The sequence below is a fragment of the Mycobacterium sp. NGS64 genome, assembly GCF_059812245.1.
The window spans coordinates 17,931-42,928 of the sequence record NZ_JCALCI010000009.1; the positions used below are offsets into that span (position 1 = coordinate 17,931).

Consider the following 24,998-nt stretch of genomic DNA (forward strand, 5'->3'; position numbering starts at 1 on the left):
GCATGCAGTGACCAAGCCGAAGGTCGTGTTCGATCCGTTCTCCGAGGAGTTCTTCAACAATCCGTTCGACATCTATCGACGGATGCGCGAGGACGCGCCGCTGTACTACGACGAAAAAGAGGACTTCTACGCGCTGACCCGGCACGTCGACGTCGCGGCCGCGTTCAAGGACTTCGAGACGTATTCCTCCGCGCGCGGCTGCGACCTCGCGATGGTGCGGCGAGGGATCTCCCCCGAACAGAAGTCGATCATCTTCATGGACCCGCCAGAGCACCGCCACATGCGCAGCCTGCTCAACAAGGCGTTCACCCCGCGGGCCATTCAGTCGCAGGTCGAAACGATCATCGAGGTGATCGAGAAATACCTGGGCGCCGCAGACCCCGACAATTTCGATGTCGTGCAGGACTTCTCCGGGCCGTTCCCGGTGGAAGTCATCACCCGGATGGCCGGCGTTCCAGAGGAATACCGTCAACAGGTGCGCCACTGGATCGACACCAGCCTGCATCACGAACCCGGGCAGATCGAGATCAGCGAAGCCGGGATGCAGGCGAACATCGATACCGCGATGTACTACTTCGGCCTGATCCAGGAGCGGCGCGCCGAACCGCAGGACGACATGATCAGTCGGCTGATCGCGGCCGAAATCCCCAGCGAGGACGGTAACCCGCGCAAGCTCGACGACATCGAAATCACCGGCTTCGCCACCCTTTTGGGGGGCGCCGGCGCCGAGACCGTCACCAAGTTGCTCGGCAACGCGGCGGTGATCTTCGCCCATCATCCCGACCAGTGGCAGATGCTGCAGGACGACCGCAGCAAGATCCCGGGTGCGGTGGAAGAGCTGTTGCGCTACGAGGGTCCGGTGCAATACAACGTCCGCTACACCCTCAAGGAGGCGCACGTCAGCGGCGGCGTGATCCCGGCGGGCAAACCGGTGTTCCTCTGCGGGGCCGCCGCGAACCGCGATCCGGAAGCCTTTACCGACGCGGAAACGTTCGACATCGAGCGCAACCAGACCGAGGCGCAACACCTGGGTCTCGGCTACGGGATTCACAGCTGCCTCGGCGCGGCGCTGGCGCGCCTGGAGAGCAGGCTCGCGCTGGAGCGGCTGCTGGACTTCATGCCGCGCTACGAGGTGGACTGGGCGGGGTGCAAGCGGGTGAACATGCAGAACGTCGCCGGCTGGAAGAATGTACCCGTCAAGATACTTCGGTAAGGGGAATCGCGATGACGAAGAAGATCGAAGTCGACTGGGGGCTTTGTGAAAGCAACGGCGTCTGCATGGGCATCAACCCCGAGATCTTCCACCTCGGCGACGACGACATGCTGACCGTGCTGCAAGAGGAAGTCACCCCGGAGACCGAATCGGACGTGCGCGAGGCCGTCCGTCAATGCCCCCGGCAGGCGATCTCGATCGTGGAGGGCTAGCCGAATCCGGAGAGGATGACCGCGTTGCAGTCGGCCGCCGCTTGGCGTAGCCGCGCCGCCTTTTGGTAGGCCTCGGACTCGTACCAGGCCCGGGCCGCGTCCACCGATTCGAATTCCAGCACGACGGTCTGGTTGCCATGCCAGCTGCCCTCGAGGACCGTGGGGGCGGTGTCCACCGCAAGAACGTTCACGCCACCCATCGCCACTCCCGCGGCCCGGCCGTAGGCCTTCATGCCCTCCGGATCCTTGATGGCCTCGGTCAGAATGACGTACCCTTTCGGCCCCTCAGCCACTCGAATCTCCTTACCTGCGTGGGTGTCTGATTAGATCTTGCTGATCGCCTGCTCCGGGCAGCATTCGATGGCCTCCTCGGTGGCCGCCTCGAATTCCGTTGGGACGTCTGACGCTATCGCCTCGGCGTAACCATCGTCGGTCAGGCTGAAGACTTCCGGACACAGCGTCGTGCACACGCCGTGACCCCGACAGCGTTGGTCGTCGACCGAGACTTTCATGCGGGCGTGAACTCCAGGTGCAATTCCGTCAGGCCGCGCAGGATATACGTCGGAACGTATTGGTAGCGGCGGTCATTCGCCGGGCCGTGCACGCTCTCGTCGATCCTGATGTCGGATGTCCGGTCGAGCAGCCGCTCGATCGCCACCCGGGTCTCGGCCCGCGCCAACGGCGCGCCGGGGCAGCTGTGGATACCCCGCCCGAACGAGATGTGCTGGCGCGCGTTCTTGCGGGCCGGATCGAATGTGGTCGGGTCCTCGAACCGGCGCGGATCGCGGTTGGCGGCCGCCTGCACGATCATCACGGTGGTGCCCGCCGGTAAATCGACGCCGCCGACGTTGACGGGCACCCGGTTCAACCGGAAGTCGCCCTTGACCGGGCTTTCGTGGCGAAGTGACTCTTCGATGAAGTTGGGGATCAGGCTGCGGTCCCTGCGCAGCTGCGCCTGGATGTCGGGGCGCTCCCCGATTGTCTGCAGCGCGGCGCCGAGCAGCCGCACGGTGGTCTCCTGGCCCGCCGAAAAGACGTTGCTGGCGACACGGGCGACATCTTCGACGTCGGGGATCGAGCCGTCGGGGAAGGTGGCGGTCGCGAGGCCGGTCAGCACGTCGTCGCGGGGCTCGCGACGGCGGTCGCGGACATAGTCGGAGAACAGGCCGTAGAGGAATTCCAGCGGACTGTGCGCCAGCGACTCCTTACCGGTGCCCCCGACGCCGCCACCCGCATGCTCGGCGATGCCCTTGACGAACTTGTCTCGGTCCTCCATCGGCACGCCCAGCAGGTCGGCGATCACCAGCAGCGTGAACGGGCCGGCGAAGCCCTTGATCCAGTCGCCGCGGCCGGGCGCCAGGAAATCGTCGAGCGCTTGGTCGGCGAGCGCCCACATGGCGTCCTCGTTCTCCTTGAGGCGCTTCGGGGTGATCAGCCGCATCAGCAGCGAGCGGTGGTTGGTGTGGGTCGGTGGATCCAGCGTGGGCAACTGGTCGCTGAACGGCAGCTGGTCGCGGTGTTGCTCGATCAGCTCGGTGATGTCGCTGTCGCCCAACCCCTCGAGGCTGACCGGAAAACCGGGAAACGGTCCGGTCACCGAGTTGCACGAGGACCACGTCGCGGCGTCGTTGAGCACCGCGCAGGCTTCCTCCCAGCCGGTCACCATGGTGACGCCGTGGTGCTCCTCCCGGGTCACCGGGCACTGCTGCCGCAACGCCTCGTAGTAGGGGTACGGGTCCGCGATGAGCTCTTTGCCGCGGAAGAAATCCATCTTGGTGAAGTCGTTCACCGTGTCGCTCCGTTCGAATCTCAGCAGTGAGAATGAGCCTCTCAGAGATGAGTATTACATTTCCATACGGCCCAGTCGTCGTCAAACGACGGCTGCCGAGTTTGGAAGCGGTGACTAGCCGGCCGGGACCAGGTCGGCGGCCACCGATGGCCACGCCAGCAGCCCGCTGCGAAAGGTTTCGATGTAACCGATCGGGCCATGCGGTGCCTCGTCGCCGTTCAACGCCGCCGCGATGGCTTGACCCTTGAAGATCTTCGCCGCCATGCTCAGCCGGTGCTGTACCAGACCGACGCTGTCGTCCAGCTCGGCCGGCCAGCTCTCGCCCCACAGCGTGACCTCGGTGACGCCGTGGTCGAGAGCTTGCAACACGCCCTGCCGCACCCGGGAGTCGCATCCGAACAGGTCGGCCGCGGCCGCCAGCGCCTGGGGGTGCGGCCGCGTGTCCACCGTGGCCAGGGCGTCCTCGAGGTCGAGCGTCTGGGCGCCGATGATCTGCAGCGGCCGAACGTCGGGGCAATCGGCCAGGTCGGTCAGCAGGACGGTGACGTCCCATCCCGCCATCGAGCGGTCGAAGAGCCAGCCGCCGGCGAACCGCACCACGTCGGCGACGCTGCTGGCGACGACGTCGAGCCGGTACCTCATGTCTGCTCGCTCGTCTTCGGCGGCGCGAAGTCCCGCGCCAGCGCCTCCGCGTACTCCTTGAACGCGTCGGTCAGCGGTATCGAAGGGTCGAGCAACCATATTGTTTCCATTCCGTGGACGAAGGCGAGAATTTCGATTGCCTTGACGGCCGGGTCTATGTCGGTGCGATACCGGCCGTCTGCCTGACCGAGCCGGATGAGCTCGGCGACGATGTCGATCGCCTGCCGCTGCCGATCCAGCATGCGATCGTGCAGCGGGGCGTCGGGCAGGATGTTTTCGACCAGCAGCACGGTGAACGTGCCCACCATCTCGGGCGCCCGGCTGAAGCGATCGGCGACCCGGGCGATCTCGGCGAGCAGATCCCCGGCCCGGTCGGCGTGGGTGGCGTCATCCTGGTCGCGCGCGTCCAGCACGGCGTGCAGCAGCTGCTCCTTGGATTCGAAGTGGTGCAGCAGGCCCGCGGGGGTGACCCCGGCCTCGCCGGCGATCTGGGCGAGCGTGGTGTTGCGCCAGCCGTTGCGCAGGAGCAGGCGTTGCGCCACGTCGAGGATCCGCTGCTTGCGGTCCTCGCCCTTGGCGAGAAGCGTGTCGTATCGCCGCGCGACGGGCACCGGACTCCCTCTCGGCCAGCCGTTGTAACAACCTACTGAACACACAGTAGGTTGGTTTCCCCGCTGTGACAAGCGTCTCATCGGGGCCGTTCCTTCGGCGAGTGTTACGAGACCAGCTCGACCAGGGTGGCGTTGGCCGTGCCGCCGCCCTCGCACATCGTCTGCAGGCCGTATCGGATCCCGTGATCACGCATGTGGTGGGCCATCCGCGTCATCAGCACCGCCCCGGAGGCGCCCAGCGGGTGCCCAAGGGCGATGGCGCCGCCCAGCGGATTCAGCCGACTCGGGTCCGCTCCGGTTTCCGCGAGCCAGGCCAGCGGGACCGGTGCGAACGCCTCGTTGACTTCGAATACCCCCACGTCCGCCAGCGAGACGCCGGCCTTCGTCAGCACCTTCTCGGTCGCCGGGATGGGTCCGGTGAGCATCAGGACCGGGTCGGCCCCCGTGACGGCGCCGGCCCGGTAGCGCAACAGCGGCGTCAAACCCAGCTCGACGGCCATCTCCGCCGTGGTCACCAACAGCGCCGCCGCCCCGTCGGAGATCTGCGAGGAATTGCCGGCATGGATGACACCGTCGTCGACGAACGCGGGCTTGAGCCCGGCCAGTTTCTCGACGGTGGTGCCCCGGCGCACCCCCTCGTCGGCGACGACGGTCGCGTCGTCGGTGAACACCGGAACGATCTGATCGGTAAAGGCCCCGTTGTCTTGGGCCGCGGCCGCCCGCTCGTGCGACTGGACCGAGTACTCGTCCAGCTGGCCGCGCGAAAATCCCCACTTCTTCGCGATCATCTCCGCAGACAGTCCCTGGTTGAACGAGAAATCGTCATAGCGCTCAAGGACTTTCGGGCCGTACGGCATCCCCGACGCGCGGGCCGCGCCCAGCGGAACGCGGCTCATCACCTCCACGCCACCAGCCACGACCACGTCCTGCTGACCCGACATCACCGCCTGCACGGCGAAATCGAGCGCCTGCTGACTGGAACCGCACGCCCGGTTGACCGTCGTCCCGGGAATGGTTTCCGGCCAGCCGGCGGCCAGGACCGAGTAGCGCCCGATGTTGCTGGACTGGTCGCCGACCTGGGACACGCATCCCCAAACCACGTCGTCGACGATCTCCGGCCCCACGCCGGCGCGGTCCAGCAACTCGTTGAGGACCACCGCGGACAGGTCCGCCGGATGCATGCCGGACAACCCTCCGTTGCGCTTTCCTACCGCCGTCCGTACCGCCTCGACGATGACCGTCTCACGCATCTTGTTCTCCATCAGTTTTCGATAACGCCCACCGACCAGTAAACGACGGCTCGCGCCGTTCGGCGAAGGCGGCATACGCGTCCGCCGCGTCCGCCGTCGCGAAGTTGCCTATTTGTGCGCGCGCCTCGCTGGCCAGCGCGTCGCGCATCGTGCCATCGGCGCCCTCGTTCAGCAGGGCCTTCGTTTGTGCGAGCGCGAACGGCGGACCGGACGCGAGCCGGTCGGCGAGATCCCGGACGAAGGCGTCGATCTCGGTGGCGGAGACCACCCAGGTGACCAGGTTGAGGGCTTGGGCTTCGGCCGCGTCGATGGTCTCCGCGAGTAGCGCGAGACGCTTGGCCTGCTGCAGGCCAACGAGTTTCGGCAGCAGCCAGGAACCGCCCAGGTCGATGGAGAGGCCACGCTTGGAAAAGATCTGGCAGAAGGTCGATTCCGGTGTCGCGACCACCAGATCGCAGCCGAGCGCCAGGTTCCATCCCGCCCCCACCGCGACGCCAGTCACCTTGGCGATGGTGGGAATCGGGAGCTCGTGCAAGGCCAGGGCCACGTCCGTCAGGCGCTGCAGCTTGTATTTCGGATGAACGTCATCGGGCACCGAGATGTCGGCGCCCGAGCAGAAGCTGCCGCCTGCACCGGTGATGACCAGCGCACGCACGCGGCGGTCGCGCCCGGCCTCGACGAGGGCGTCCCGCAGAGCGAGCCACAGGTCGGGATTGATCGCGTTCTTGCGGCGTGGACGATTGAGGGTCAAGGTCCGCACGCCGCCGCGGTCGTCGACGAGCAGCGCGGGATCGTCGGGCGTGGTCAATAGCTCCTCGGCAATTTCAAGACGTTGGATCCCAGGAAATTCAAAATCATCTCCTGGCTGACCGGCGCGATCTTCATCAGCCGAGCCTCGCGGAAGTAGCGCGTGATGTGGTACTCCTCCGCGTATCCCATGCCCCCGTGGGTCTGCAACGCCCGGTCCGCGGCTGTGAAGCCCGCGTCCGCGCACAGGTATTTGGCGGTATTGGCTTCGCGCCCACAGGGTTTGCCGTTGTCGTAGAGCCACGTCGCCTTGCGCAGCATCAGCTCGGCCGCGTCGAGGCGGGCCAGCGAATCGGCGAGCGGGAACTGCAGTCCCTGATTCATGCCGATGGGCCGGCCGAAGACCTCGCGTTCGTTGCCGTACTTCACCGCCTTGTCCAGCGCCACCCGTCCGATGCCGAGCGCCTCGGCGGCGATCAGCATCCGTTCGGGATTCAGGCCGTCCAGGATGTACTGGAAACCCTTGCCTTCCTCGCCGATTCGGTCCTCGACGGGCACTTCGAGATTGTCGATGAACAACTCGTTGGAGCTGACGGCGTTGCGGCCCATCTTGCGGATGGGGCGGATGTCGACCCGGCTGCGATCGAGATCGGTGATGAACAGCGTCATCCCGTCGGTCTTCTTGGCGACCTCGTCATAGCTCTGGGTCCGGGTCAGCAGCAGGATCTTGTCGGACTCCATCGCCTTCGAGATCCACACCTTGCGGCCGTTGACGATGTAGCGGTCGCCGTCGCGTTTGGCGAAGGTGGTGATGCGCGAGGTGTCCAGCCCCGCACCGGGTTCGGTCACGCCGAAGCAGACGTGCACCTCGCCCGTCGCAACCTTGGGCAACGTGCGCGCCTTGAGTTCGTCGGAACCGTGCACCACCACCGGTTGCATGCCGAAGATCGACAGGTGGATCGAGCTCGCCGCATTCATGGCGCCGCCGGATTTCGCCACCTCCTCGAGCAGGATGGTGGCTTCGGTGATGCCGAGGCCGTGGCCGCCGTACTCGGTCGGAATCGTCATGCCGAGCCAGCCGCCGTCGGCGATGGCCCGGTAGAACTCGGTCGGAAACTCGTGCGCCTGGTCCTTTTCCATCCAGTACTGGTCGTCGAACTTCCGGGCCAGCTCGGCGACCGACCGGCGGATCAGCTCCTGGTCATCGGTCAGCTCGAAATTCATTCCACCGCCGGGCACTTCTGGGTCTCCTTTTCATCGCGAGCAGACGCAAAGTCGCACAATTACGGCCCGGACAATGCGATTTTGCGTCTGCTCGCGGGGACCGCGCCTGGCGCCTCAGTCCGTGTTGCCGGTGAGGGACTTCGCGTTGGCCGCAAATTCCGCGAAGGACGAACCGCCTCGGGAATCCTTGTCGTGGCCCTTCGCCCTGATGGACACGTCGTGCCCCTCGGCGGCCTTGCGAAGTGCGCCGACCGTCGCCTGTTCGCGCGAAATGTGAGTGAACGGGTCGAACGAGTACCAACGCATGGCGTTCTCGTAGGCCATCTTGTTGATCTCGTCGTCGGGAACGTTGTTGAGGGACAACACGTCCCACAGTTCTTCGGGCGCGCCCGGCCACATCGAGTCGCTGTGCGGGTAGTCGGCCTCCCATGCGATGTTGTCGATGCCGATCATGTTGCGCAGGGCGACGCCCACCTTGTCGCTGATGAAGCAGGTCAGGAAGTGCTCGCGGAAGACCTCGCTGGGCAGCTTGCCGCCGAAGTTCTGGTGGGTCCACGCGGAATGCATTTCGAACGTGCGGTCCGCCCGCTCCAGGAAGTAGGGGATCCACCCGGTGCCGCCCTCGGAGAGCGCGATCTTCAGGTCGGGGTATTCCTTGATCGGCCGCGACCACAACAGGTCCGCGGCGGCCTGCACGATGTTCATCGGCTGCAACGTGATCATCACATCCATCGGCGCGTCGGGTGCCGTGATCGCGAGCCGGCCCGAGGATCCGATGTGCACGTTCATCACGGTGTTGGTGTCGCACAACGCCTTCCACAGCGGGTTCCAGTACTCATCGTGGAAGCTGGGGTAGCCCATTGCCGCCGGGTTTTCGGTGAAGGTCAGCGCGTGCACGCCTTTCTTCGACACCCGGCGCACCTCGGCGGCGCACGCCTCGGCATCCCAGATCACCGGGATGGCCATCGGGATGAACCGCGCTGGATACGCCCCACACCACTCATCGATGTGCCAGTCGTTGTACGCCTGGACCAGCGAGATAGAGAAGTCGTGATCCTCGGTGACGAACAGCCGCCCGGCGAAACCGGGAAACGACGGGAAGCAGATCGAGGCGAGGATGCCGCCGGCGTTCATGTCCTTGATCCGCTCGTCGACGTTGTAACAACCCGGCCGGATCTCATCGAGCCCGGTTGGCTCGATGCCGTACTCCTCCTTGGGCCGGCCGGCGACCGCGTTGAGCGCCACGTTCGGGATCACCGTGTCGCGAAACTTCCACATGTCGGAGCCGTCGGGGTTGTGGACCAACCGGGGCGCGTCGTCGATGTACTTCTTCGCCAGGTGGTTCTTGAACATGTCCGGCGGCTCGACGGTGTGGTCGTCAACGCTGATCAGGATCATGTCTTCTTTGTTCATGGCCAGTCCTCTCCAAGTCTGATCCAGCTGAGCGATTCGGACGCGCCGCTCCCGCACAGCATCGGCGAATGATCGCCCGGCGCCAAGATCACTATTTTGAAAACTATCTTCTCGCGGAGCGAGAATCAACATCCAGCAACCCTCGCGGGGCCCGGCCAGCGCGGATCGCGGCGGTCGGCATTGACCAACCGACTGAATCATGCAACTCTATTGGTTGGAAATGAGAATATGATTCTCCTGGATCGAGAGTTACCCGCGAGAACGCCGAGAGGAGACGCGCGCATGCGCCTGCCGCCGCTGCCCGCGGACCAGTGGGACGAGGCCATAGAGCAGTCGCTTTCCGGCATGCTGCCCCCGGAACGGCGAAACCCCCGGGACGCCGGAACGCTCATGTCCACGCTGGCGCGCCACCCGAAACTCGCCCGGGCGTATCTGCGGTTCGGCGGGTACCTGCTGCTCGATTCCTCCCTACCCGCGCGCATCCGCGAGCAAGCCATCCTGCGAGTCGCCCATCGATGCGACTGCGCCTACGAGTGGTCCCACCACGTGGACATCGCAAAGAAGGTCGGACTGTCCGAAGCGGAGATCGCCGCCGCCAAGACCGGCGAGACGGACGACGAGTTCGATCGCGCCGTGTTCGCCGCCGTCGACGAACTCGACGAGAAGTCAAACGTCTCGGACCAGACGTGGGCCAGCCTCAGCGAGCGGCTCGACGAACGTCAGCGAATGGACTTCGTCTTCACCGTCGGCGGCTACATCGCGCTCGCGATGGCCATCAACACTTTTGGCGTCCAGCTCGAGAACGAGAAAGGTTAGAGCCTTGCCCCACTTCCCGAAACCAGCTGCCGGAAGCTGGACAGAAAACTACCCCGAACTCGGCACCGCGCCCGTCGATTACACCGATTCCATCGACCCGGCGTTCTTTGAGGCCGAGCGTGACGCGATCTTCAAGAGGACGTGGCTCAACGTCGGCCGTGTGGAGCGGCTGCCACGCACCGGCAGCTACTTCACCAAGGAGCTGCCCTCGGCGGGCAAGGGCGTGTCGGTGATCATCACCAAAACCAAGGAAGGAGCCGTCAAGGCGTTCCACAACGTCTGTCGGCACCGCGGAAACAAGCTGGTGTGGAACGACTTTCCGCACGAGGAGACCTCGGGCACGTGCCGGCAGTTCACCTGCAAATATCACGCCTGGCGCTACAGCCTGGACGGCGACCTGACCTTCGTCCAACAGGAAGACGAGTTCTTCGGCCTCGACAAGAGCCAGTACGGCCTTGCGCCCGTCCGGTGCGAGGTTTGGGAAGGCTTCATCTTCATCAACTTCGACGACAACGCCGCGCCGCTCACCGACTACCTCGGGCCGCTGGCCAAGAGCATCGAGGGCTACCCCTTCGGCGAGATGACCGAGACCTACTCGTACCGGGCCGAGGTCGGTAGCAACTGGAAGCTGTTCATCGACGCGTTCGTCGAGTTCTACCACGCGCCGATCCTGCACCAGGGGCAATACACCAAGGAAGAAGCCGCCAAGATCCAGAAGTACGGCTACGAGGCGCTGCACTACGAGCTAGCCGGACCACACAACCTGCAATCGACCTGGGGTGGTCAGGCGCCGCCGCCGGACATGTCGATGGTCAAGCCGATGGACCAGGTATTGCGCAGCGGTTTGTTCGGCCCCTGGGACAAGCCGGAGATCATCGAGAACCTCGAGCTGCCACCGGGTGTCAACGTGAAGCGAGTGCCGCAGTGGGGCATCGACTCGTGGCTCTTCTACCCGAACTTCATGCTGCTGATCTGGGAGCCGGGCTGGTTTTTGACCTACCACTACTGGCCGACGGCCGTCGACAGGCACACGTTCGAGTGCACGTTGTATTTCGTCCCGCCGCGCAACGCGAGGGAACGCCTCGCCCAGGAGCTGGCCGCCGTAACCTTCAAGGAGTACGCGCTGCAGGACGCCAACACCCTAGAAGCGACCCAGACCATGATCGGCACCCGGGCCGTCAAAGAATTCCTGCTGTGCGACCAGGAAGTCCTGATCCGTCATCTGCACAAGACGACCTCCGACTTCGTAAAGGAGTACCAGCGCAATGGCGTTACCGTCTGAATTTGCCGACCTGGAGCCCTATTTGGACTGGGATCTGGCCACCGAGCCGGAACGCTACGCCAAGCGGCTGGCCTCGACGATGTCCGAGATGCAGGCTTTCTACGATGTCGTTTTCCCGCGCCTCAACGACGCCATCGCCTACTGCGACAAATTCCCACTGGACGATCTGCCCGACGACGCAAAGAGTCTCATGCACATCATGCAGTCGCTCGTGATGGTGTCGTTTCCGATCGAGGCATGGAAGCAGCCGCGGGTGCCCGACAGCGGCGCGGCCTGGGTGGAGTGCATCCGGGAACCGGTGATCTAAGCGGTGTTGACGCTCAAGGCCGCCGGGCTGCTTGACGTCGACGCCGGCGAGGTCGTCTCCCCCGGCGTCGTCCGGATCGAGGGCGACCGGATCGCCGGCGTGGGCGGTGAGCCCGAGGGTGAGCTCATCGACCTCGGCGACCGGATCCTGCTGCCCGGGCTGATGGACATGGAGGTCAATCTCCTGATGGGCGGGCGCGGGGAGAAACCCGGCCTGTCCCAGGTTCAGGACGACCCGCCGACCCGGGTGCTGCGCGCGGTCGGCAACGCGCGCCGCACGTTGCGCGCCGGCTTCACCACGGTGCGAAACCTCGGGTTGTTCGTCAAGACCGGCGGTTATCTGCTTGACGTCGCGCTTGGCAAGGCCATCGATGCGGGCTGGATCGAGGGGCCGAGGGTGGTGCCGGCCGGCCACGCCATCACCCCGACCGGCGGCCACCTGGATCCGACGATGTTCGCCGCCTTCGCCCCCCACGTGCTCGATCTGACCGTCGAAGAGGGCATCGCCAACGGGATCGACGAAATCCGTAGGGCGGTGCGCTACCAGATCAAGCACGGCGCCGAGCTGATCAAGGTCTGTTGCTCGGGCGGAGTGATGTCGCTGACGGGACCGCCTGGCGCTCAACATTATTCGGACGAGGAACTGTGCGCGATCGTCGACGAGGCGCACCGGCGCGGGCTGCGGGTCGCCGCGCACACGCACGGGGCGGACGCGGTCAAGCATGCCGTCGCGGCCGGCATCGACTGCATCGAGCACGGCTTCCTGATCGACGACGAGGCGATCGCGACCATGGTCGAGCACGGCACGTTCCTGGTATCCACCCGGCGCCTGGCGGAGGGCATGGACGTCTCACACGCCCCGCCCGAGCTGCAGGCCAAGGCCGCGGAGATGTTCCCGAGGTCACGCACCTCGATCCTGGCCGCCCACCAGGCCGGTGTGAAGATCGCCGTCGGCACCGACGCCCCCGCGATACCGCACGGCAAGAACGCCGATGAGCTTGTCACCCTGGTGGAATGGGGCCTGCCGCCGCTGGCGGTGCTGCGCGCGGCCACGGTGACCGCGGCCGAGCTGATCAACTCGACCGACCGGGGCCGGCTGGTGCAGGGGCAGCTCGCCGATATCATCGCGGTACCCGGAAACCCGTTGGAAGACATCACCGTTACCCAGCACGTCAGCTTCGTCATGAAAGGCGGCAAGGTCTATGCCAACCAGAACTGACGATCTGGTCGAGATCCAGCAGCTGCTCGCCCGCTACGCGGTGACCATCACCCAGGGCGACATCGAGGGGCTCATCGGCGTCTTCACCCCGGACGGAACCTACAGCGCGTTCGGCGACACCTATCGGCTGGACAGGTTCCCCGAGCTGGTCGCCGCGGCGCCAAAGGGCTTGTTTCTCACCGGAACCGCCCTGGTCGAGGACATCGACGGCGATTCGGCCAGCGGCACGCAGCCGCTGTGCTTCATCGAGCACGCCACCCATGACATGAGGATCGGCTACTACCGCGACACCTACGCCCGCACCGCCGACGGGTGGCGGCTGAAGACAAGGGCGATGACCTTCATCCGGCGCAGCGGCGTGCACGACTCCGGGCGCCCGCACGCCGTCGGCCGTCCCCAGCCGTGAAAGCCGAGCGGTGAATGTCGAGGAGTTCCGGGCGGGCCTGTGCGCGTGGCTCGACGACAATGATCTGACCCCGGGACCCGATCACTCGCTGCGGGGCCATATGCAGCAATTCGCCCGCGTCAGCCGTGCGTTGTACGACGCCGACTGGATGCGCTACGGCTGGCCCGTCGAGGTCGGCGGCCTGGGTGGGCCCGCGGTGCTTCGCGCGATCGTCGGCGAGGAAGTGGTGGGCCGGCGGCTGGCCGAGCCCGGCCCGTACTCGATGCTCGAAGTGCTCGCTCCCACGATGATCGACTACGCGCCCGCCGAACTCGCCGCGGAAATGGTGCCGCGGCTGCTCAGCGGCCGCGAGCATTGGTGCCAAGGCTTTTCCGAGCCCGGGTCCGGCAGCGACCTGGCGTCGCTGACCACCCGCGCCACCCGGGACGGCGACAACTGGGTCGTCAACGGCCAGAAGGTCTGGACCAGCTTCGCGCAATTCTCCACCCGCTGCGTCCTGCTCACCCGCACCGCGGCGGCGCAGCCCTCTCATGACGGAATCACGGCGTTCTTCGTCGACCTGGACACCCCGGGCATCACCATACGGCCGCTTCGCACGATGCACGGGGTCGACGAGTTCTGCGAGGTCTACTACGACGACGTGGTGATCCCGTCAAGCCGCATGCTCGGCCGACCCGGAGACGGCTGGCGACTCGCGATGGACCTGCTGCCCTATGAACGCTCCGCCTGCTTCTGGCAGCGGATCGCCTACCTCTACTCGCGCTTCGACGAGCTCATCGCCGAAGCGCGGGAACCCGACGAATCCGCTTTGGGCTCGGCCTATCTGGCGCTGCACACGCTGCGCTGCCGATCCCGAGACACCCAGCACCGATTGCGCGACGGCGCGCGATTGGGACCCGACACCTCCATCGACAAAGTGCTACTGGCCACCGCCGAGCAACGGCTCTACGACACCGTCCGTGACCTGTTGCCCGGGACGCTGGAGCTCGATGACACGCCGTGGCGCTCGGAGTACCTGTACTCGCGCGCGGCCACCATCTATGGCGGCACCGCCGAGATCCAGCGCAACATCATCGCCCGCCGGCTGCTCGACCTCGGGAAGGAGTGAATCGTGGACGCCGAGGCGCTGCAGCTGCTGGCCGATTCCTTGCGCACCACCATGACCGCCGCGAGTGGGGCCAAGCTCGACGCGGCGCTGTCCGATCTCGGCTGGCACGACATGCTCGATGAGATACCCGACGTCGCAATACCTTTGGTGTTCCGGCTGCTCGGCGAGACCGGCGCGCACGCCCCGGTGCTCAACGATGTGGTGCTGCGAGCCGCCGGACGCGGGGACCGCGGAACCGTGCCCCTGCCGTTCGCCGGGGAGGCCTGGGTGGTGTGGGAGCGCGACGACCGGGCCACCCCGACGCTGGACGGGCTGCCGATACGCCATGTGCCGCAGGGCGATCCGGTTCCGCTCGCCGCGGGACGGCGGGCGCTGGGCTGGTGGCTGGTCGGCAGCAGCCGGGCGATGCTGTCGCTGGCGCGCCAGCACGCCGTGGACCGTGTTCAGTTCGGTCGGCGCATCAGCTCGTTTCAGGCGATCCGGCACCGGTTGGCCGAAACGCTCGTCGCGATCGAGGGCGCCGAGGCGACCCTGCATGCCGCCGCCCAGCCGGATGACGCCGACGGCCTGGCTTCCCTGCTGGCCAAGGCCGCGGCCGGTCAGGCGGCGCTCACCGCCGCACGCCACTGCCAACAGGTGCTGGGCGGCATCGGCTTCACCGCCGAGCACCAGCTGCACCACCACGTCAAGCGGGCGCTGGTCCTGGACGGGCTGCTGGGCAGCGCGCGGGAGTTGACCCGGGAGGCCGGGAGGACGTTGCGGGCCAAGGGCTTCGCGCCGCGGCTGGCGCAGCTGTAACCTACCGGCCCGTCACACCGTCGATCAGCTCGCGGAGGATGTCGGCGTGGCCGGCGTGGCGAGCGGTCTCCTCGAGGAGGTGAGCAAGGATCCAACGCAGCGTGACGTGGCCGCTGTTGTCGGCAATGACACTGACCTGGTCGAGGTTGGGGGTCGCGGCGATGATCGCGTCGACATCCGACCAGGTCCGACGATAGGCGTTCAGCGCCGCATCGACGCTGTCGTGCGACGGCGCCGGCACCCCCGCGGGCTCCTCGCCCCCAGCGAACCGATGAATAACCCATAGCCGTTCGGCACCGGCCAGGTGGCGGACGAGCCACAACAGCGTGGTCCCGCTGCTCACCGCCGATTGGCGTGCTGCGGCGTCATCGATGCCGACGATCTTGCGCGCCAACGATTCCCGTTGGTACTGCAGCAACGTCATCAACACTTCGCGCTCGTCGCCAAACGATCGGGGTGGCTTCTGGTCGGCGCCATGCCGCATATTGTCCCGCACGGCTTTGTTGCGCATCGGCGCGTGTCTAACATGGGAAACGTGAGTCGGCCCGATGTGCCCCGGAACGAGGTCGGCGTCGCCTCGCTGCTCGTGGGCATCGTCGCGCTCCTCACCTGCTGGCTGCTCATCGGGGTGCCCTTCGGCATAGCGGCGGTGATAACCGGCGACGTCGCCCGCCGACGAGTGCAGCGCGGCGAGGCCAACAATCCCCGAATCGCCTTGGCGGGCATGGTGTTAGGGGCTATCTCGATCGCCGCGGGGCTGGCGGCGATCGGTTACTACGCCTGGTTGGACGCGCGCTAGTTGCGGGGCAGGCCTAGCACCCGCTCGGCGATGATGTTGCGCTGAATTTCGGAGGTGCCGCCGGCGATGGTCGCGGCGAAGCTGCGCGCGTAGCGGTCGAACCAGCTGCGGTAGTGGCTGTCGAGGTTCAGCGGCGCGAACGGGGCGGTCACCGCGTGGTAGACGAGGCCCTCGGCGCCCGCGGAGTTCAGCGCGTCCTCGGAGGCGCGCTGCAGCGCCTCCGAACCGAGCAGCTTGAGCACCGACTGGGCCGGCACGTCCTCTTCCCCGCGGGCGGCGCGCGCCAGGGCCGCCGACCCCAGCAGGCGCAGCGCGTAGGAATCCATCACCAGGGTGGCGTAGCGGTCGCGCTCCAGTACCCCGGACGGACTGAAATCGACGGTCAGCTCGTGCAACAGGTCGACATACCCCATCCACAGCATGATCCGTTCGTGCCCCAGCGAACCGGTTGCCACCCGCCAGCCCTCATCGAGCTTGCCGACGAGATTCTCGGCCGGCACCCGCGCGTCGGTGAAAAACACCTCGTTGAAGTCGATTTCGTCGCCGTCGCACATCGACGCGAACGGGCGGCGCACCACGCCCGGGGTGTCGGTCGGGATCATCAGCGCGCTGATGCCCTTGTGTTTCGGCTTGCCCGGATCGGTGCGCACGAACGTCAACAGCACGTCGGCGTCGTGAGCGCCCGACGTCCACACCTTCTGCCCGTTGACCACGAAATGGTCGCCGTCAAGCACCGCCCGCGTTTTCAGCGACGCCAGGTCCGAACCCGCGCCCGGTTCGCTCATCCCCAGCGACGCGGTGAGCTCCGCCCGCAGAATCGGCACCGCCCATCGCCGCTTCTGCTCCGGGGTGCCAAAGGACAGCAACGACGCCGCGATGATGCCCACGCCCTGCGGATTGAAACTTTGATAGATGCGCCGACGGCCCAATTCCTCCAAGTACACGTATTGCTGCAAAAGCGTGGCGTTGCGCCCACCGAATTCCGGCGGATTGCCGGGCAGCAGCCATCCGCTGTCGAAGAGCAGCCGCTGCCAACGCCGGGCCCACTCCGGGACGTGTGAACTCGACCGGGGTCGCTCGATCGCCTCGGCGTCGGAGGGAAGATGCTCGTCCAGGAAGGCCACGAACTCGGCGCGGAACGCCTCGACGTCGGCATCAAAGCTCAGTTGCACAGCACTCCTGCGAAAGGCGGTTTCCGGATTCTCGGGGACGGCGTGGTTCGCTCTTGCGATTACGCTTCCCTACACACGTCTAAGAGAATACTATTCTCGTCGTGAGAAAGTTACAATCTCCGACACGGCGTCCATAGGGGGTTGAGCGCACCGATGGCACGGCGTTCTCCGGTAGAGTCCAATCATGTTCTCCCCACGCGGCAATCCTCTGAGCCGACCGTGACAAGCCCGAGCGAAGAGCCGGCCTGGAAGCAGCGCGCCGTCGAACGGTCGATCAAGACCGCGAAATTGCGTGCGGCACAGCGAGTTCAGCGGTTCCTCGACGCGGCACAGGCGATCATCATCGAGAAGGGCAGCACCGACTTTACCGTCCAGGAGGTCGTCGACCGGTCCCGGCAGTCGTTGCGGAGCTTCTACCTGCAGTTCGACGGCAAGCACGAGCTTCTGCTCGCCCTGTTCGAAGACGCCCTGAGCCGGTCCGCCGACCAGATCCGCGCCGCCACCGAGAGCCAGACCGACGCGCTGGAGCGCCTCAAAGTCGCCGTCGAGCTGCTCTACGAGGCGTCCCGCCCCGACCCGACGGCCAAGCGGCCGCTGTTCACCGACTTTGCGCCCCGTTTGCTGGTGACGCATCCTGCCGAGGTCAAGGTCGCCCACGCCCCCCTGCTGGCGTTGCTGACCGAGCTCATGGAGGCCGCCGCCGACGCCGGCAAGCTGCGCGCCGAGGTCAACCCGAAGCGGATGGCCGCCATGACCATGCAGACCGTCATGTTCATCGCCCAATCCAGCGGCGGCTCCGACGACGCGACGATCCATCCCATCACCGCCGACGAGGTGTGGGACTTCTGCTCACGCGGATTCGTCGGCTAGCACGCCTTACCGCCCCGTAGGGCCGAGCACATAGCGCACGCCATTGCCAGCGGAGAACCATGTTCTCTAATATCTAGAATCAGAATGCACCGAAACGGATCCGCCGTTGACGCCCGTCGGGCATGCCGGCTGTTCTGCGCCGAGCCACCGAGGAAATGAGGTAGGAGCAATGACTGGACGTGTCGAGGGCAAGGTCGCCTTCATCACCGGGGCGGCGCGCGGTCAGGGTCGCAGCCACGCGGTGCGGTTGGCGCAGGAGGGCGCCGACATCATCGCGGTCGACATCTGCAAGCCGATTCGCGAGGGCCAGGTGGAGGGCTCCGCGATCCCGGCGTCGACGCCGGAGGACCTGGCCGAGACGGCCGACCTCGTCAAGGGGCACAACCGCCGGATCGTCACGGCCGAAGTCGACGTGCGCGACTACGCCGCACTCAAGGCGGCCGTCGACAGCGGAGTGGAGCAGCTGGGCCGGCTGGACATCATCGTCGCCAACGCGGGCATCGGCAATGGCGGTGAGACGCTGGACAAAACCAGCGAAGAGGACTGGACGGAGATGATCGACGTCAACCTGTCGGGGGTGTGGAAGACGGTGAAGGCCGGTGTCCCGCACATCCTGGCCGGCGGACGCGGCGGATCGATCGTGCTGACCAGCTCGGTCGGCGGACTCAAGGCGTACCCGCACACCGGGCACTATGTCGCCGCCAAGCACGGCGTGGTAGGGCTGATGCGCGCCTTCGGAGTCGAGTTGGGGCAGCACATGATTCGCGTCAACTCCGTGCACCCCACCCACGTGAGCACGCCGATGATCATGAACGAGGGCACGTGGCGGATGTTCCGGCCGGACCTGGAGAATCCGGGTCCCGACGACATGGCCCCGATCTGCCAGATGTTCCACACGCTGCCCGTCCCGTGGGTGGACCCGATCGACATCAGCAACGCGGTGCTGTTCTTCGCCTCCGACGAGTCCCGCTACGTCACCGGCGTGACCCTGCCGATCGATGCCGGTAGCTGTCTGAAATAGGGTCCGTCCTATGGACGGATTTGAAGGACGCGCCGCTGTCGTGACCGGTGGGGCGAGTGGCATCGGCCTGGCTACCGCCATCGAGTTTGCCCGCCGCGGGGCCCGGCTCGTGCTCGCCGACGTCGACCAGCCCGCGCTGGAACAGGCCGTCGCGCACTTGCGTGGCGAGGGGTTCGACGCGCACGGGGTGACGTGCGACGTGCGGCATCTCGAGGAGATGGTTCACCTGGCGGACGAAGCGTTTCGCCTGCTCGGCCAGGTTGACATCCTCTTCAGCAACGCCGGCATCGTGGTCGCGGGTCCGATCGCGCAGATGACGCACGAGGACTGGCGCTGGGTGATCGATATCGACCTGTGGGGGTCCATCCACGCCGTCGAAGCGTTCCTGCCGAGGCTGCTCGAGCAGGGCACCGGGGGCCACATCGCATTCACCGCGTCGTTCGCCGGACTGGTTCCCAACGCGGGCCTCGGGGCGTACGGCGTGGCCAAGTACGGCGTCGTGGCCTTGGCCGAGACGCTGGCGCGCGAGGTCAAGGACGACGGCATCGGCGTTTCGGTGCTGTGCCCGATGGTGGTCGAAACCAAGTTGGTGTCCAACTCGGAACGAATCCGCGGCGCGGATTACGGCCTGGCGTCGACGCCCGACGTGACCGGTTCGCTCGGGCCGCTGCCGGCGCAAGACCAGACGCTGGGTGTCGACGACGTGGCGCGGCTCACCGCCGACGCGATCCTGGCCAATCGTTTGTACGTGTTGCCACACGAGGCGGCGCGCGCCTCGGTCAAGCGTCGGTTCGACCGCATTGATCGCACTTTTGACGAGCAGGCCGCCGAGGGCTGGGCGCACTAGCGGTTCGCACCGGACTGAACAGCGCCGCGGCGGCTACGACGAGCAGCGGCAACAGGATTCCGTTCAGCGCCGCGTCCCGGGTGTTGTACATCTGCAGCATCGACAGGTGATAGAGGCAGTGCAGCGTGTTGAAGACGAGCCAGGCGACGGCCGTGACCCGGACCAGGGTTTGGTTGGCGACCCGGACAAAGGTCACCGCGGTCAGCGCGGTCAGCGCCAAAAACATTGCCCCGACGTCCTTGACGAAGTGCTCGTTGTACGGGCCGAGTTGCGGGAGCCAGCTCATGCCGAAACCGGGAAAGTTGTCATACCAGTGCCGCGGCGCCGCGTAGGCCCACCCGCCCGTGACGGCGCCGCCGGCGCCCAGCACAACCAATGCGCCTCGATGAAGTAGTGCGTCCATACCGTTCAGACGCCGCGGCAGCCGGAAGTGTGACGACGGCGGCCGCGACATTGGCCAGCGGCCTACATCGCGGGTGCGCTGCCGATGACCCCGTCGGCTTCCAGGTCCGCGATCTCCGCCGGGTTCAGGCCCAGCGCGGTGAGCACCTCATGGTTGTGTTGCCCGAGGGCGGGCGCGGGAGTCGTGTGGAAGCGCCCGGGCCCTCCGGAGAACCTCATTGGCACGGTGCTGAGCCTGGCCCGGCCGTTCAGCGAGTCGTCGACCTCTTCGAAGAAATCGCGAAATGAAAGCTGCTGCAGCTCCGTCTGCCGGTGCGGCTGCATCACCTTGGCCGCCGGCACGCCGGCGTCCCACAGGCAGGTGACGATCTCGTCGCTGCCGCGCGGCTCGCACCACGCCGCGAGCCGCTCATCGATCAGGTCCTGGCAGGCGCGCCGCCCGGCGTGGCTCGACAGTTCGGGATCGGTTGCCCAGGACGGCGATCCGATCGCGGCGCACAGCCGCTCCCACTGATCGTCGGTTTCCACCGCGATGGCGACCCAGCTGTCGGGCCGGCCGAATTCGTCGATGTCGGCACTGCGGTAAAGGTTCTGTGGCGCCGCCGTCGGCCCGCGGTTGCCGGCGCGCTGCAGCAGCGCCCCGTAGGCGGTGTACTCGACGACCTGTTCGGCGGAAATGCTCAGCGCCGCATCGACCATCGCGGCCTCGACCAGCACCCCCTGCCCCGTGCGGCGCCTGTGCTCCAGCGCCAGCAGCAGTGAATTGAGTGCGTGCACACCGGCGTTGGGATCCCCGATGGAATACGGCTCGTACGGCGGCCGGTCGGGGTAGCCGGTGAGCCAGCTCAGGCCGGACGCCGATTCGATGGCATAGGCGAACGCCGGGTTGTCGCGCCAGGGCCCGTCGAGCCCGAACCCGGGCATGCGCAGCATCACCGCGTCGGGCCGAACCGTTTGAACCGCCGCGAAATCCAGCCCGATCTGGTCCAGCACCCTTGGGGTGAAGTTCTCCACGATCACGTCGCATGTCGCAATGAGCCGCAGGAGTACCTCGCGGCCTTCCGGACGCTGCAGGTCCAGCGCCAGGCCCCTCTTGTTGGTGTTCAGCGCCGCGAAGATCGGCGACTTGTCCCACCACTGCTTTTCGGTACTCGGTATCCCGGCGATGAGCCGGGTGCCGTCGGGCCGGCGGGCGGACTCGACGTGGATGACTTCGGCGCCGAGCATGGCCAGAAAGTGAGTGCAGCAGGGCCCGGCCCAGAAGGTGGTCATGTCCAATATTCGAAGTTCGCTGAACGGCAACGGCTTCGGCGATCGAGAGGTAGCCGGCGCGGGCCGTGGGGTGAGGGTCGCGGCCCGGTACCGCGCGGTGTGCTCGCCCAACCGCGGCGCCGCTGCCGGCCGGCGTAGCTTCGCGGGCCGCATCCGGTAGGGGTGGCTTGGCTGGTGGAAGTCGCCGCGCGGGTTGCGCACGAAGGATCCCCGCTCGACGAAGTGTTCCAACGACTCGATGTTGGCGCCGTTGGCGACCGGCGCATTGGGGATCCGGAACGCCGTCGCGAGGTCGCGGATCTCGTCGACCAGGTTGGCCTCGACCCAGGCGTAGATGTCTTCGGCGTGAACGTTGGCCTGCTCCGTGATGGTCAGCGGCGATTCCTCGTCGATCCACTCCGGGTGGCCGACCATCGCGCACAGGTCGAACCACTGCTGCGCGGTCCCGCAACCGAGGTCGACCAGGCCATCCTTTGCCTGCGCCACGCCCGGCACCGTGAGGCGCCGCGCGTCTCGCCAGGGCCGGCCGAGCATCTCGAAGTAGGTCACCGGATAGTAAGTCAGACAGAGGATCTGGGTCTCCAGCATCGACAGGTCGATGATCTCGCCGGATCCCGCCGAGCCTTCGCGGCGCAATCGCGACGCCAGGGTCGCGGCGCTGGCGTACGCGCCGGCCATGTACTCCCCGACCTGTCCGCCGACGAAGACGGGCGCCCGTTCGGGCAACCCGCGTCCCAGCCCGACGATCCCGCCCGACCATGCCTGCAGCGTGAATTCGGTCGCCGGCCGGTCTCGCCAGGGGCCCCGCAAGCCAAACGGCGTAATCGACGTGACGATCAGGTGTGGGTGCGCCCGATGGATCGCGTCGGGCGTGAACCGTGGGTGTTCGGCCACCCGCGACCCCCGAGACCACACCACCGCGTCCGCCGCGGCCAGCAACCGGGTGACCAGCTCGACGTCGTCGCCGGCCTCGGGGTCGGCGACGACACTGTGCTTCGACCCGGACAGGAAGGTGAATAGCGCCCCGTCGGTGTCGGCCGGGATGGACGCGCCAGAGGACGACCACCGCCGCAGCGGATCACCCTCCGGCGCTTCGACTTTGACGACGTCGGCGCCGCCGTCGGCCAGCAGCTTCGTGCAGTAGGCGCCGGCTATGCCGGTGGAAAGGTCGACCACCGTGCAGCCGGCCAAGGGGGATTCGGCCCTCGGTTGCTCACTCATGCCCGCCATGACGGGCTCGAGGTGGTCAGGACCTCGGGACCGTCGGCGGTGATCAACACCGCCTCGCGCCCGAACACCGCACCGATGCCCTGCTCCCACACGTAGCCCGTCACGGCCAAAACCATTCCCGGCTCGAGTCGTTCGTCGGCCGCGGTGTGAGGCAGGTGCTTCGACACAACCGGCGGGTCGAAGCCCAGGCCCAAGCCCCGGGCCACCGGCATCGGGGGCGCCGGTTCCCCGGCGGCCGCGTAGGCCGCCAGCAATTCGGCGGCCGCGGCGCCGGGCCGGCACGCGTCGATCAGCCTCGCCCACAGATGGCCCCAGCGCCGATACAGCTCGGGGGCGCCTGCGACGTCGCCCGCCGGCCAGGTGCGCCCGACCTCGCCCATGTAGCCGCCGGCCAGCACACCGGCCGAAAATGCCACCAGATCGCCGTCTTTCACGCGGCCGTCGCCGCTGACCCGTCGCCACGAGTGGTCGCGCGAGGTGATCCACGCGAATTCCTGATTGGACGGCGTGCTGACGCCCCCGGCCGCCATGGCCTCCAGCATGACGCCGGCCAATGTCTGCTCGCGCACGCCGGGGTGCAGCTCGGCCACCGCGGCGGCCAGGCCGGACTCGGCCACCGCACAGGCTTCCCGCAGCGCGACGATCTCCTCGGCGGTTTTGACCCGCCGGGCGGCGCGCATCGCCAGCTCGCCGTCGACCAGTTCGGCTTTGGGAAATGCGGTTGGCAACAGCTGCGCGAAAGCCGGTGAGAGCGCGTCGGTTCCGACGCGCCGCGCCGTGGCCGCACCGTCGATGCGTTGCAACGCCGACATGGTGTTGGCGGGGTTCCACGAGATGCCGTACAGGTTCTCGTGGGGAATGTCCTCCGGGACGCCCTCGTCCCATGTGCTGAGCAAGTGGATGGCGCCCGTCTCGCGAACCAGCACGCAGGACGGACCGAATGGCCGGGTGCCGGCGACCCACAGCTGCGGGGTCCCGGTGACGTAACGGGTATTGGCCTGACGACCCAACACCAGCACATCGAGGTCGTGCATCGCCATCTGGTCCAGGACGCGCTGACGGCGGCCCGATCGTAGCGCCCGCTCATCGGGCAGAACGTCAACGGACATGGGAGCCGTAGGGGGCATAGGGGTAGTCGGTCAATCGAGTCGAGCCTTCCTCGGTGATCACCACGACTTCTTCGCTGCGGTAGCCACCGGTGCCGTCCTCCCAGACCACCGGCTCGAGCACCAGCACCATTCCCGACTCCAGAACGAAGTTGTCGTCGAACTCCTGGCCGAGATCCGTTCCGATCATGGGCATTTCGGCCGCGTTGACGCCGATCCCGTGGCCGAGGTAGAAATGCGGCAGCCAGGGCCGGGTGCCGTCGTTGGCCGCGATGGCGGCCCTGCCCAGATCGCCGGCGGTGGCGCCGGCACGAGCCACGGCCTCGACGGCCGTCATGATGTTCTGCCACCGGTCGAACTGCGCCTGCTGGCGCGGCGTTGGCTCACGGCCGACGATCCAGGTGCGGCCGAAATCCGAGCAGTAGCCATGGTAGGTGATGCTGACGTCGGTCCACAGGACGTCGCCCTCGGCCAGTTCGCGCTCGGTGCTCAGCAGCGGCAGCGCCAGGTCGCCATGCGTCGTCCAGACTCCTTCGGCCTTGCTCGGCGGCATCACCTGCCAGATCGGCTCGAGCATGCTGGCCATGGCGCCCAACTCGAAGGCCCGCCGCAAAAAGCTTGCGGACAGGTCGGTCTGGCGGACGCCGGAGGCAAGGGCCTTGTGCACGTCGATCATCGCCTCGTCGGTGATCCGCACGGCGGTGCGGATGCAGGCCAGTTCGTCCGGGGTTTTGACGACCTTGGCGGCGCTGACGATGGGCGCCGCATCGGCGGGACCGCCGTTGGGGAACAACGACTTCGCGGCTCGTGACATCGCGCCGGTGCACTCGTCGACCGCGACCACCGCGCCGACCGGTATCAGATCGGCCAATCGACGAGCGAAATCGCCGACGCCCTCGTCGAATTCGAGGTAGACCGGTCCGTGCAGATGGTCAGCGGGAAGCTCCGACTCGTGCGCGACGCCCTCACGGAACGGCAGGAACAGGTGTGGCCACTCGTCGTCGCCGAGCACCACGGCCACCGGCCGCTCGACGTAGGACAGACCCGCATCACCCAGCGGCCAACTGGTTCCGGTGGCGTACACCACGGCGTTGTTGCCCAACAGGACCATCGCGTCGACACCGCGTTCGGCCATCGCCGCGCGCAACCGCGCGCCGGTCTCGCGACGCATCCGGCCCAGGTCCGGAGTTTCGGGGAGCACCAGACCGGCGCCCGACCGTGCCAGCGTCGTCATTACGCCACC

Annotated in this window: 28 protein-coding genes and 1 pseudogene; 13 read left to right on the forward strand and 16 right to left on the reverse strand. The window is 66.8% G+C overall.

Features of this window, described 5'->3' with window-relative positions; all coding sequences use genetic code 11:
- Positions 1 to 7: 7 nt before the first annotated feature.
- Together AC5Y4S_RS25685 and AC5Y4S_RS25690 are read left to right on the forward strand one after the other, a co-directional pair.
- Positions 8 to 1,213, forward strand: coding sequence for a cytochrome P450 (locus AC5Y4S_RS25685; RefSeq protein WP_500035397.1), 1,206 nt, complete (start codon positions 8 to 10; stop codon positions 1,211 to 1,213).
- An 11-nt stretch (positions 1,214 to 1,224) separates the two neighbouring features.
- On the forward strand, positions 1,225 to 1,425 hold the full coding sequence (locus AC5Y4S_RS25690) for a ferredoxin (RefSeq protein WP_500035398.1): 201 nt from the start codon (positions 1,225 to 1,227) through the stop codon (positions 1,423 to 1,425).
- Here the strand turns inward: AC5Y4S_RS25690 and AC5Y4S_RS25695 are convergent.
- The 9 genes from AC5Y4S_RS25695 to AC5Y4S_RS25735 all read right to left on the reverse strand — a co-directional run bounded on the left by AC5Y4S_RS25695 (position 1,422) and on the right by AC5Y4S_RS25735 (position 9,101).
- Positions 1,422 to 1,718, reverse strand: coding sequence for a DUF1330 domain-containing protein (locus AC5Y4S_RS25695; protein ID WP_500035399.1), 297 nt, complete (start codon positions 1,716 to 1,718; stop codon positions 1,422 to 1,424). The genes AC5Y4S_RS25690 and AC5Y4S_RS25695 overlap by 4 nt on opposite strands.
- A gap of 30 nt (positions 1,719 to 1,748) precedes the next feature.
- Entirely contained in the window at positions 1,749 to 1,937 is a 189-nt protein-coding gene (locus tag AC5Y4S_RS25700) for a ferredoxin (RefSeq protein ID WP_500035400.1), read from the reverse strand.
- Positions 1,934 to 3,196, reverse strand: a complete 1,263-nt coding sequence (locus AC5Y4S_RS25705) for a cytochrome P450 (protein WP_500035469.1) — start codon at positions 3,194 to 3,196, stop codon at positions 1,934 to 1,936. Before AC5Y4S_RS25705 ends, AC5Y4S_RS25700 begins: the two co-directional genes overlap by 4 nt.
- 132 nt (positions 3,197 to 3,328) lie before the next feature.
- Positions 3,329 to 3,856 (reverse strand): hypothetical protein, encoded by a 528-nt coding sequence (locus tag AC5Y4S_RS25710; RefSeq protein WP_500035401.1) that lies wholly within the window; start codon positions 3,854 to 3,856, stop codon positions 3,329 to 3,331.
- A complete protein-coding gene (locus AC5Y4S_RS25715) occupies positions 3,853 to 4,467 on the reverse strand; it encodes a TetR/AcrR family transcriptional regulator (protein ID WP_500035402.1) in 615 nt (204 codons plus the stop codon). The genes AC5Y4S_RS25710 and AC5Y4S_RS25715 overlap by 4 nt, the downstream gene beginning before the upstream one ends.
- 104 nt (positions 4,468 to 4,571) lie before the next feature.
- A complete protein-coding gene (locus AC5Y4S_RS25720; RefSeq protein WP_500035403.1) occupies positions 4,572 to 5,717 on the reverse strand; it encodes a thiolase family protein in 1,146 nt (381 codons plus the stop codon).
- Complete coding sequence (locus tag AC5Y4S_RS25725; protein ID WP_500035404.1) at positions 5,710 to 6,525, reverse strand: enoyl-CoA hydratase/isomerase family protein; 816 nt, start codon at positions 6,523 to 6,525, stop codon at positions 5,710 to 5,712. Before AC5Y4S_RS25725 ends, AC5Y4S_RS25720 begins: the two co-directional genes overlap by 8 nt.
- Complete coding sequence (locus AC5Y4S_RS25730) at positions 6,522 to 7,688, reverse strand: acyl-CoA dehydrogenase family protein (RefSeq protein ID WP_068107463.1); 1,167 nt, start codon at positions 7,686 to 7,688, stop codon at positions 6,522 to 6,524. Before AC5Y4S_RS25730 ends, AC5Y4S_RS25725 begins: the two co-directional genes overlap by 4 nt.
- A 114-nt stretch (positions 7,689 to 7,802) precedes the next feature.
- Positions 7,803 to 9,101, reverse strand: a complete 1,299-nt coding sequence (locus AC5Y4S_RS25735) for an amidohydrolase family protein (protein WP_085184236.1) — start codon at positions 9,099 to 9,101, stop codon at positions 7,803 to 7,805.
- 282 nt (positions 9,102 to 9,383) lie between these two features.
- Between AC5Y4S_RS25735 and AC5Y4S_RS25740 the strand changes: the two genes are divergently transcribed.
- From AC5Y4S_RS25740 to AC5Y4S_RS25770, 7 genes are read left to right on the forward strand one after another with little or no spacing between them, the layout of a single operon-like run.
- Positions 9,384 to 9,917: a carboxymuconolactone decarboxylase family protein gene (locus AC5Y4S_RS25740; RefSeq protein ID WP_500035405.1), complete on the forward strand. Its 534-nt coding sequence runs from the start codon at positions 9,384 to 9,386 to the stop codon at positions 9,915 to 9,917.
- 4 nt (positions 9,918 to 9,921) lie between these two features.
- The gene (locus tag AC5Y4S_RS25745; protein WP_500035406.1) at positions 9,922 to 11,199 is read left to right on the forward strand and encodes an aromatic ring-hydroxylating oxygenase subunit alpha; all 1,278 of its coding nucleotides are present in this window, start codon (positions 9,922 to 9,924) and stop codon (positions 11,197 to 11,199) included.
- The gene (locus AC5Y4S_RS25750; RefSeq protein ID WP_500035407.1) at positions 11,183 to 11,506 is read left to right on the forward strand and encodes a hypothetical protein; all 324 of its coding nucleotides are present in this window, start codon (positions 11,183 to 11,185) and stop codon (positions 11,504 to 11,506) included. Before AC5Y4S_RS25745 ends, AC5Y4S_RS25750 begins: the two co-directional genes overlap by 17 nt.
- A 3-nt stretch (positions 11,507 to 11,509) precedes the next feature.
- Positions 11,510 to 12,724: a metal-dependent hydrolase family protein gene (locus AC5Y4S_RS25755; RefSeq protein ID WP_500035408.1), complete on the forward strand. Its 1,215-nt coding sequence runs from the start codon at positions 11,510 to 11,512 to the stop codon at positions 12,722 to 12,724.
- On the forward strand, positions 12,708 to 13,130 hold the full coding sequence (locus AC5Y4S_RS25760; protein ID WP_068107451.1) for a nuclear transport factor 2 family protein: 423 nt from the start codon (positions 12,708 to 12,710) through the stop codon (positions 13,128 to 13,130). Before AC5Y4S_RS25755 ends, AC5Y4S_RS25760 begins: the two co-directional genes overlap by 17 nt.
- Positions 13,131 to 13,140: 10 nt before the next feature.
- Positions 13,141 to 14,238 (forward strand): acyl-CoA dehydrogenase family protein, encoded by a 1,098-nt coding sequence (locus tag AC5Y4S_RS25765; protein WP_500035409.1) that lies wholly within the window; start codon positions 13,141 to 13,143, stop codon positions 14,236 to 14,238.
- Positions 14,239 to 14,289: 51 nt separating this feature from the next.
- Positions 14,290 to 15,036 carry an acyl-CoA dehydrogenase family protein gene (locus AC5Y4S_RS25770; protein ID WP_500035470.1) on the forward strand — a complete coding sequence of 249 codons (747 nt, stop codon included), beginning with the start codon at positions 14,290 to 14,292 and terminating at the stop codon, positions 15,034 to 15,036.
- Between the two features lies 1 nt (position 15,037).
- Here the strand turns inward: AC5Y4S_RS25770 and AC5Y4S_RS25775 are convergent, their stop codons facing one another.
- Positions 15,038 to 15,547 (reverse strand): DinB family protein, encoded by a 510-nt coding sequence (locus AC5Y4S_RS25775; RefSeq protein ID WP_500035410.1) that lies wholly within the window; start codon positions 15,545 to 15,547, stop codon positions 15,038 to 15,040.
- Between the two features lie 24 nt (positions 15,548 to 15,571).
- Here AC5Y4S_RS25775 and AC5Y4S_RS25780 point away from each other — a divergent pair, with 24 nt between their 5' ends.
- Positions 15,572 to 15,835: a DUF4190 domain-containing protein gene (locus AC5Y4S_RS25780; RefSeq protein WP_068107480.1), complete on the forward strand. Its 264-nt coding sequence runs from the start codon at positions 15,572 to 15,574 to the stop codon at positions 15,833 to 15,835.
- On the opposite strand, the gene AC5Y4S_RS25785 is transcribed toward AC5Y4S_RS25780, so the two are convergent.
- Positions 15,832 to 16,356 (reverse strand): acyl-CoA dehydrogenase family protein, encoded by a 525-nt coding sequence (locus AC5Y4S_RS25785; protein ID WP_500035471.1) that lies wholly within the window; start codon positions 16,354 to 16,356, stop codon positions 15,832 to 15,834. The genes AC5Y4S_RS25780 and AC5Y4S_RS25785 overlap by 4 nt on opposite strands.
- Positions 16,354 to 17,007, reverse strand: a pseudogene (locus AC5Y4S_RS25790) (acyl-CoA dehydrogenase family protein); the annotation flags it as partial. The pseudogene AC5Y4S_RS25790 and the gene AC5Y4S_RS25785, both read right to left, overlap by 3 nt.
- A 219-nt stretch (positions 17,008 to 17,226) precedes the next feature.
- On the opposite strand from AC5Y4S_RS25790, the gene AC5Y4S_RS25795 reads away from it, so the two are divergent.
- From AC5Y4S_RS25795 to AC5Y4S_RS25805, 3 genes are all read left to right on the forward strand, one after another.
- Positions 17,227 to 17,877 (forward strand): TetR/AcrR family transcriptional regulator, encoded by a 651-nt coding sequence (locus tag AC5Y4S_RS25795; RefSeq protein ID WP_068179042.1) that lies wholly within the window; start codon positions 17,227 to 17,229, stop codon positions 17,875 to 17,877.
- 169 nt (positions 17,878 to 18,046) lie between these two features.
- Positions 18,047 to 18,898: a mycofactocin-coupled SDR family oxidoreductase gene (locus AC5Y4S_RS25800; protein ID WP_500035411.1), complete on the forward strand. Its 852-nt coding sequence runs from the start codon at positions 18,047 to 18,049 to the stop codon at positions 18,896 to 18,898.
- A 10-nt stretch (positions 18,899 to 18,908) separates the two neighbouring features.
- Positions 18,909 to 19,745, forward strand: coding sequence for an SDR family NAD(P)-dependent oxidoreductase (locus AC5Y4S_RS25805; protein ID WP_500035412.1), 837 nt, complete (start codon positions 18,909 to 18,911; stop codon positions 19,743 to 19,745).
- On the opposite strand, the gene AC5Y4S_RS25810 is transcribed toward AC5Y4S_RS25805, so the two are convergent.
- The 4 genes from AC5Y4S_RS25810 to AC5Y4S_RS25825 all read right to left on the reverse strand — a co-directional run bounded on the left by AC5Y4S_RS25810 (position 19,678) and on the right by AC5Y4S_RS25825 (position 24,989).
- Positions 19,678 to 20,148, reverse strand: coding sequence for a hypothetical protein (locus AC5Y4S_RS25810; protein ID WP_500035413.1), 471 nt, complete (start codon positions 20,146 to 20,148; stop codon positions 19,678 to 19,680). The two genes, AC5Y4S_RS25805 and AC5Y4S_RS25810, sit on opposite strands and share 68 nt — an antisense overlap.
- Positions 20,149 to 20,210: 62 nt before the next feature.
- A complete protein-coding gene (locus AC5Y4S_RS25815; RefSeq protein ID WP_500035414.1) occupies positions 20,211 to 22,640 on the reverse strand; it encodes a CaiB/BaiF CoA transferase family protein in 2,430 nt (809 codons plus the stop codon).
- Positions 22,637 to 23,758, reverse strand: a complete 1,122-nt coding sequence (locus tag AC5Y4S_RS25820; RefSeq protein WP_500035415.1) for a M24 family metallopeptidase — start codon at positions 23,756 to 23,758, stop codon at positions 22,637 to 22,639. Before AC5Y4S_RS25820 ends, AC5Y4S_RS25815 begins: the two co-directional genes overlap by 4 nt.
- On the reverse strand, positions 23,748 to 24,989 hold the full coding sequence (locus AC5Y4S_RS25825) for a M24 family metallopeptidase (RefSeq protein ID WP_500035416.1): 1,242 nt from the start codon (positions 24,987 to 24,989) through the stop codon (positions 23,748 to 23,750). The genes AC5Y4S_RS25820 and AC5Y4S_RS25825 overlap by 11 nt, the downstream gene beginning before the upstream one ends.
- Positions 24,990 to 24,998: the final 9 nt, after the last annotated feature.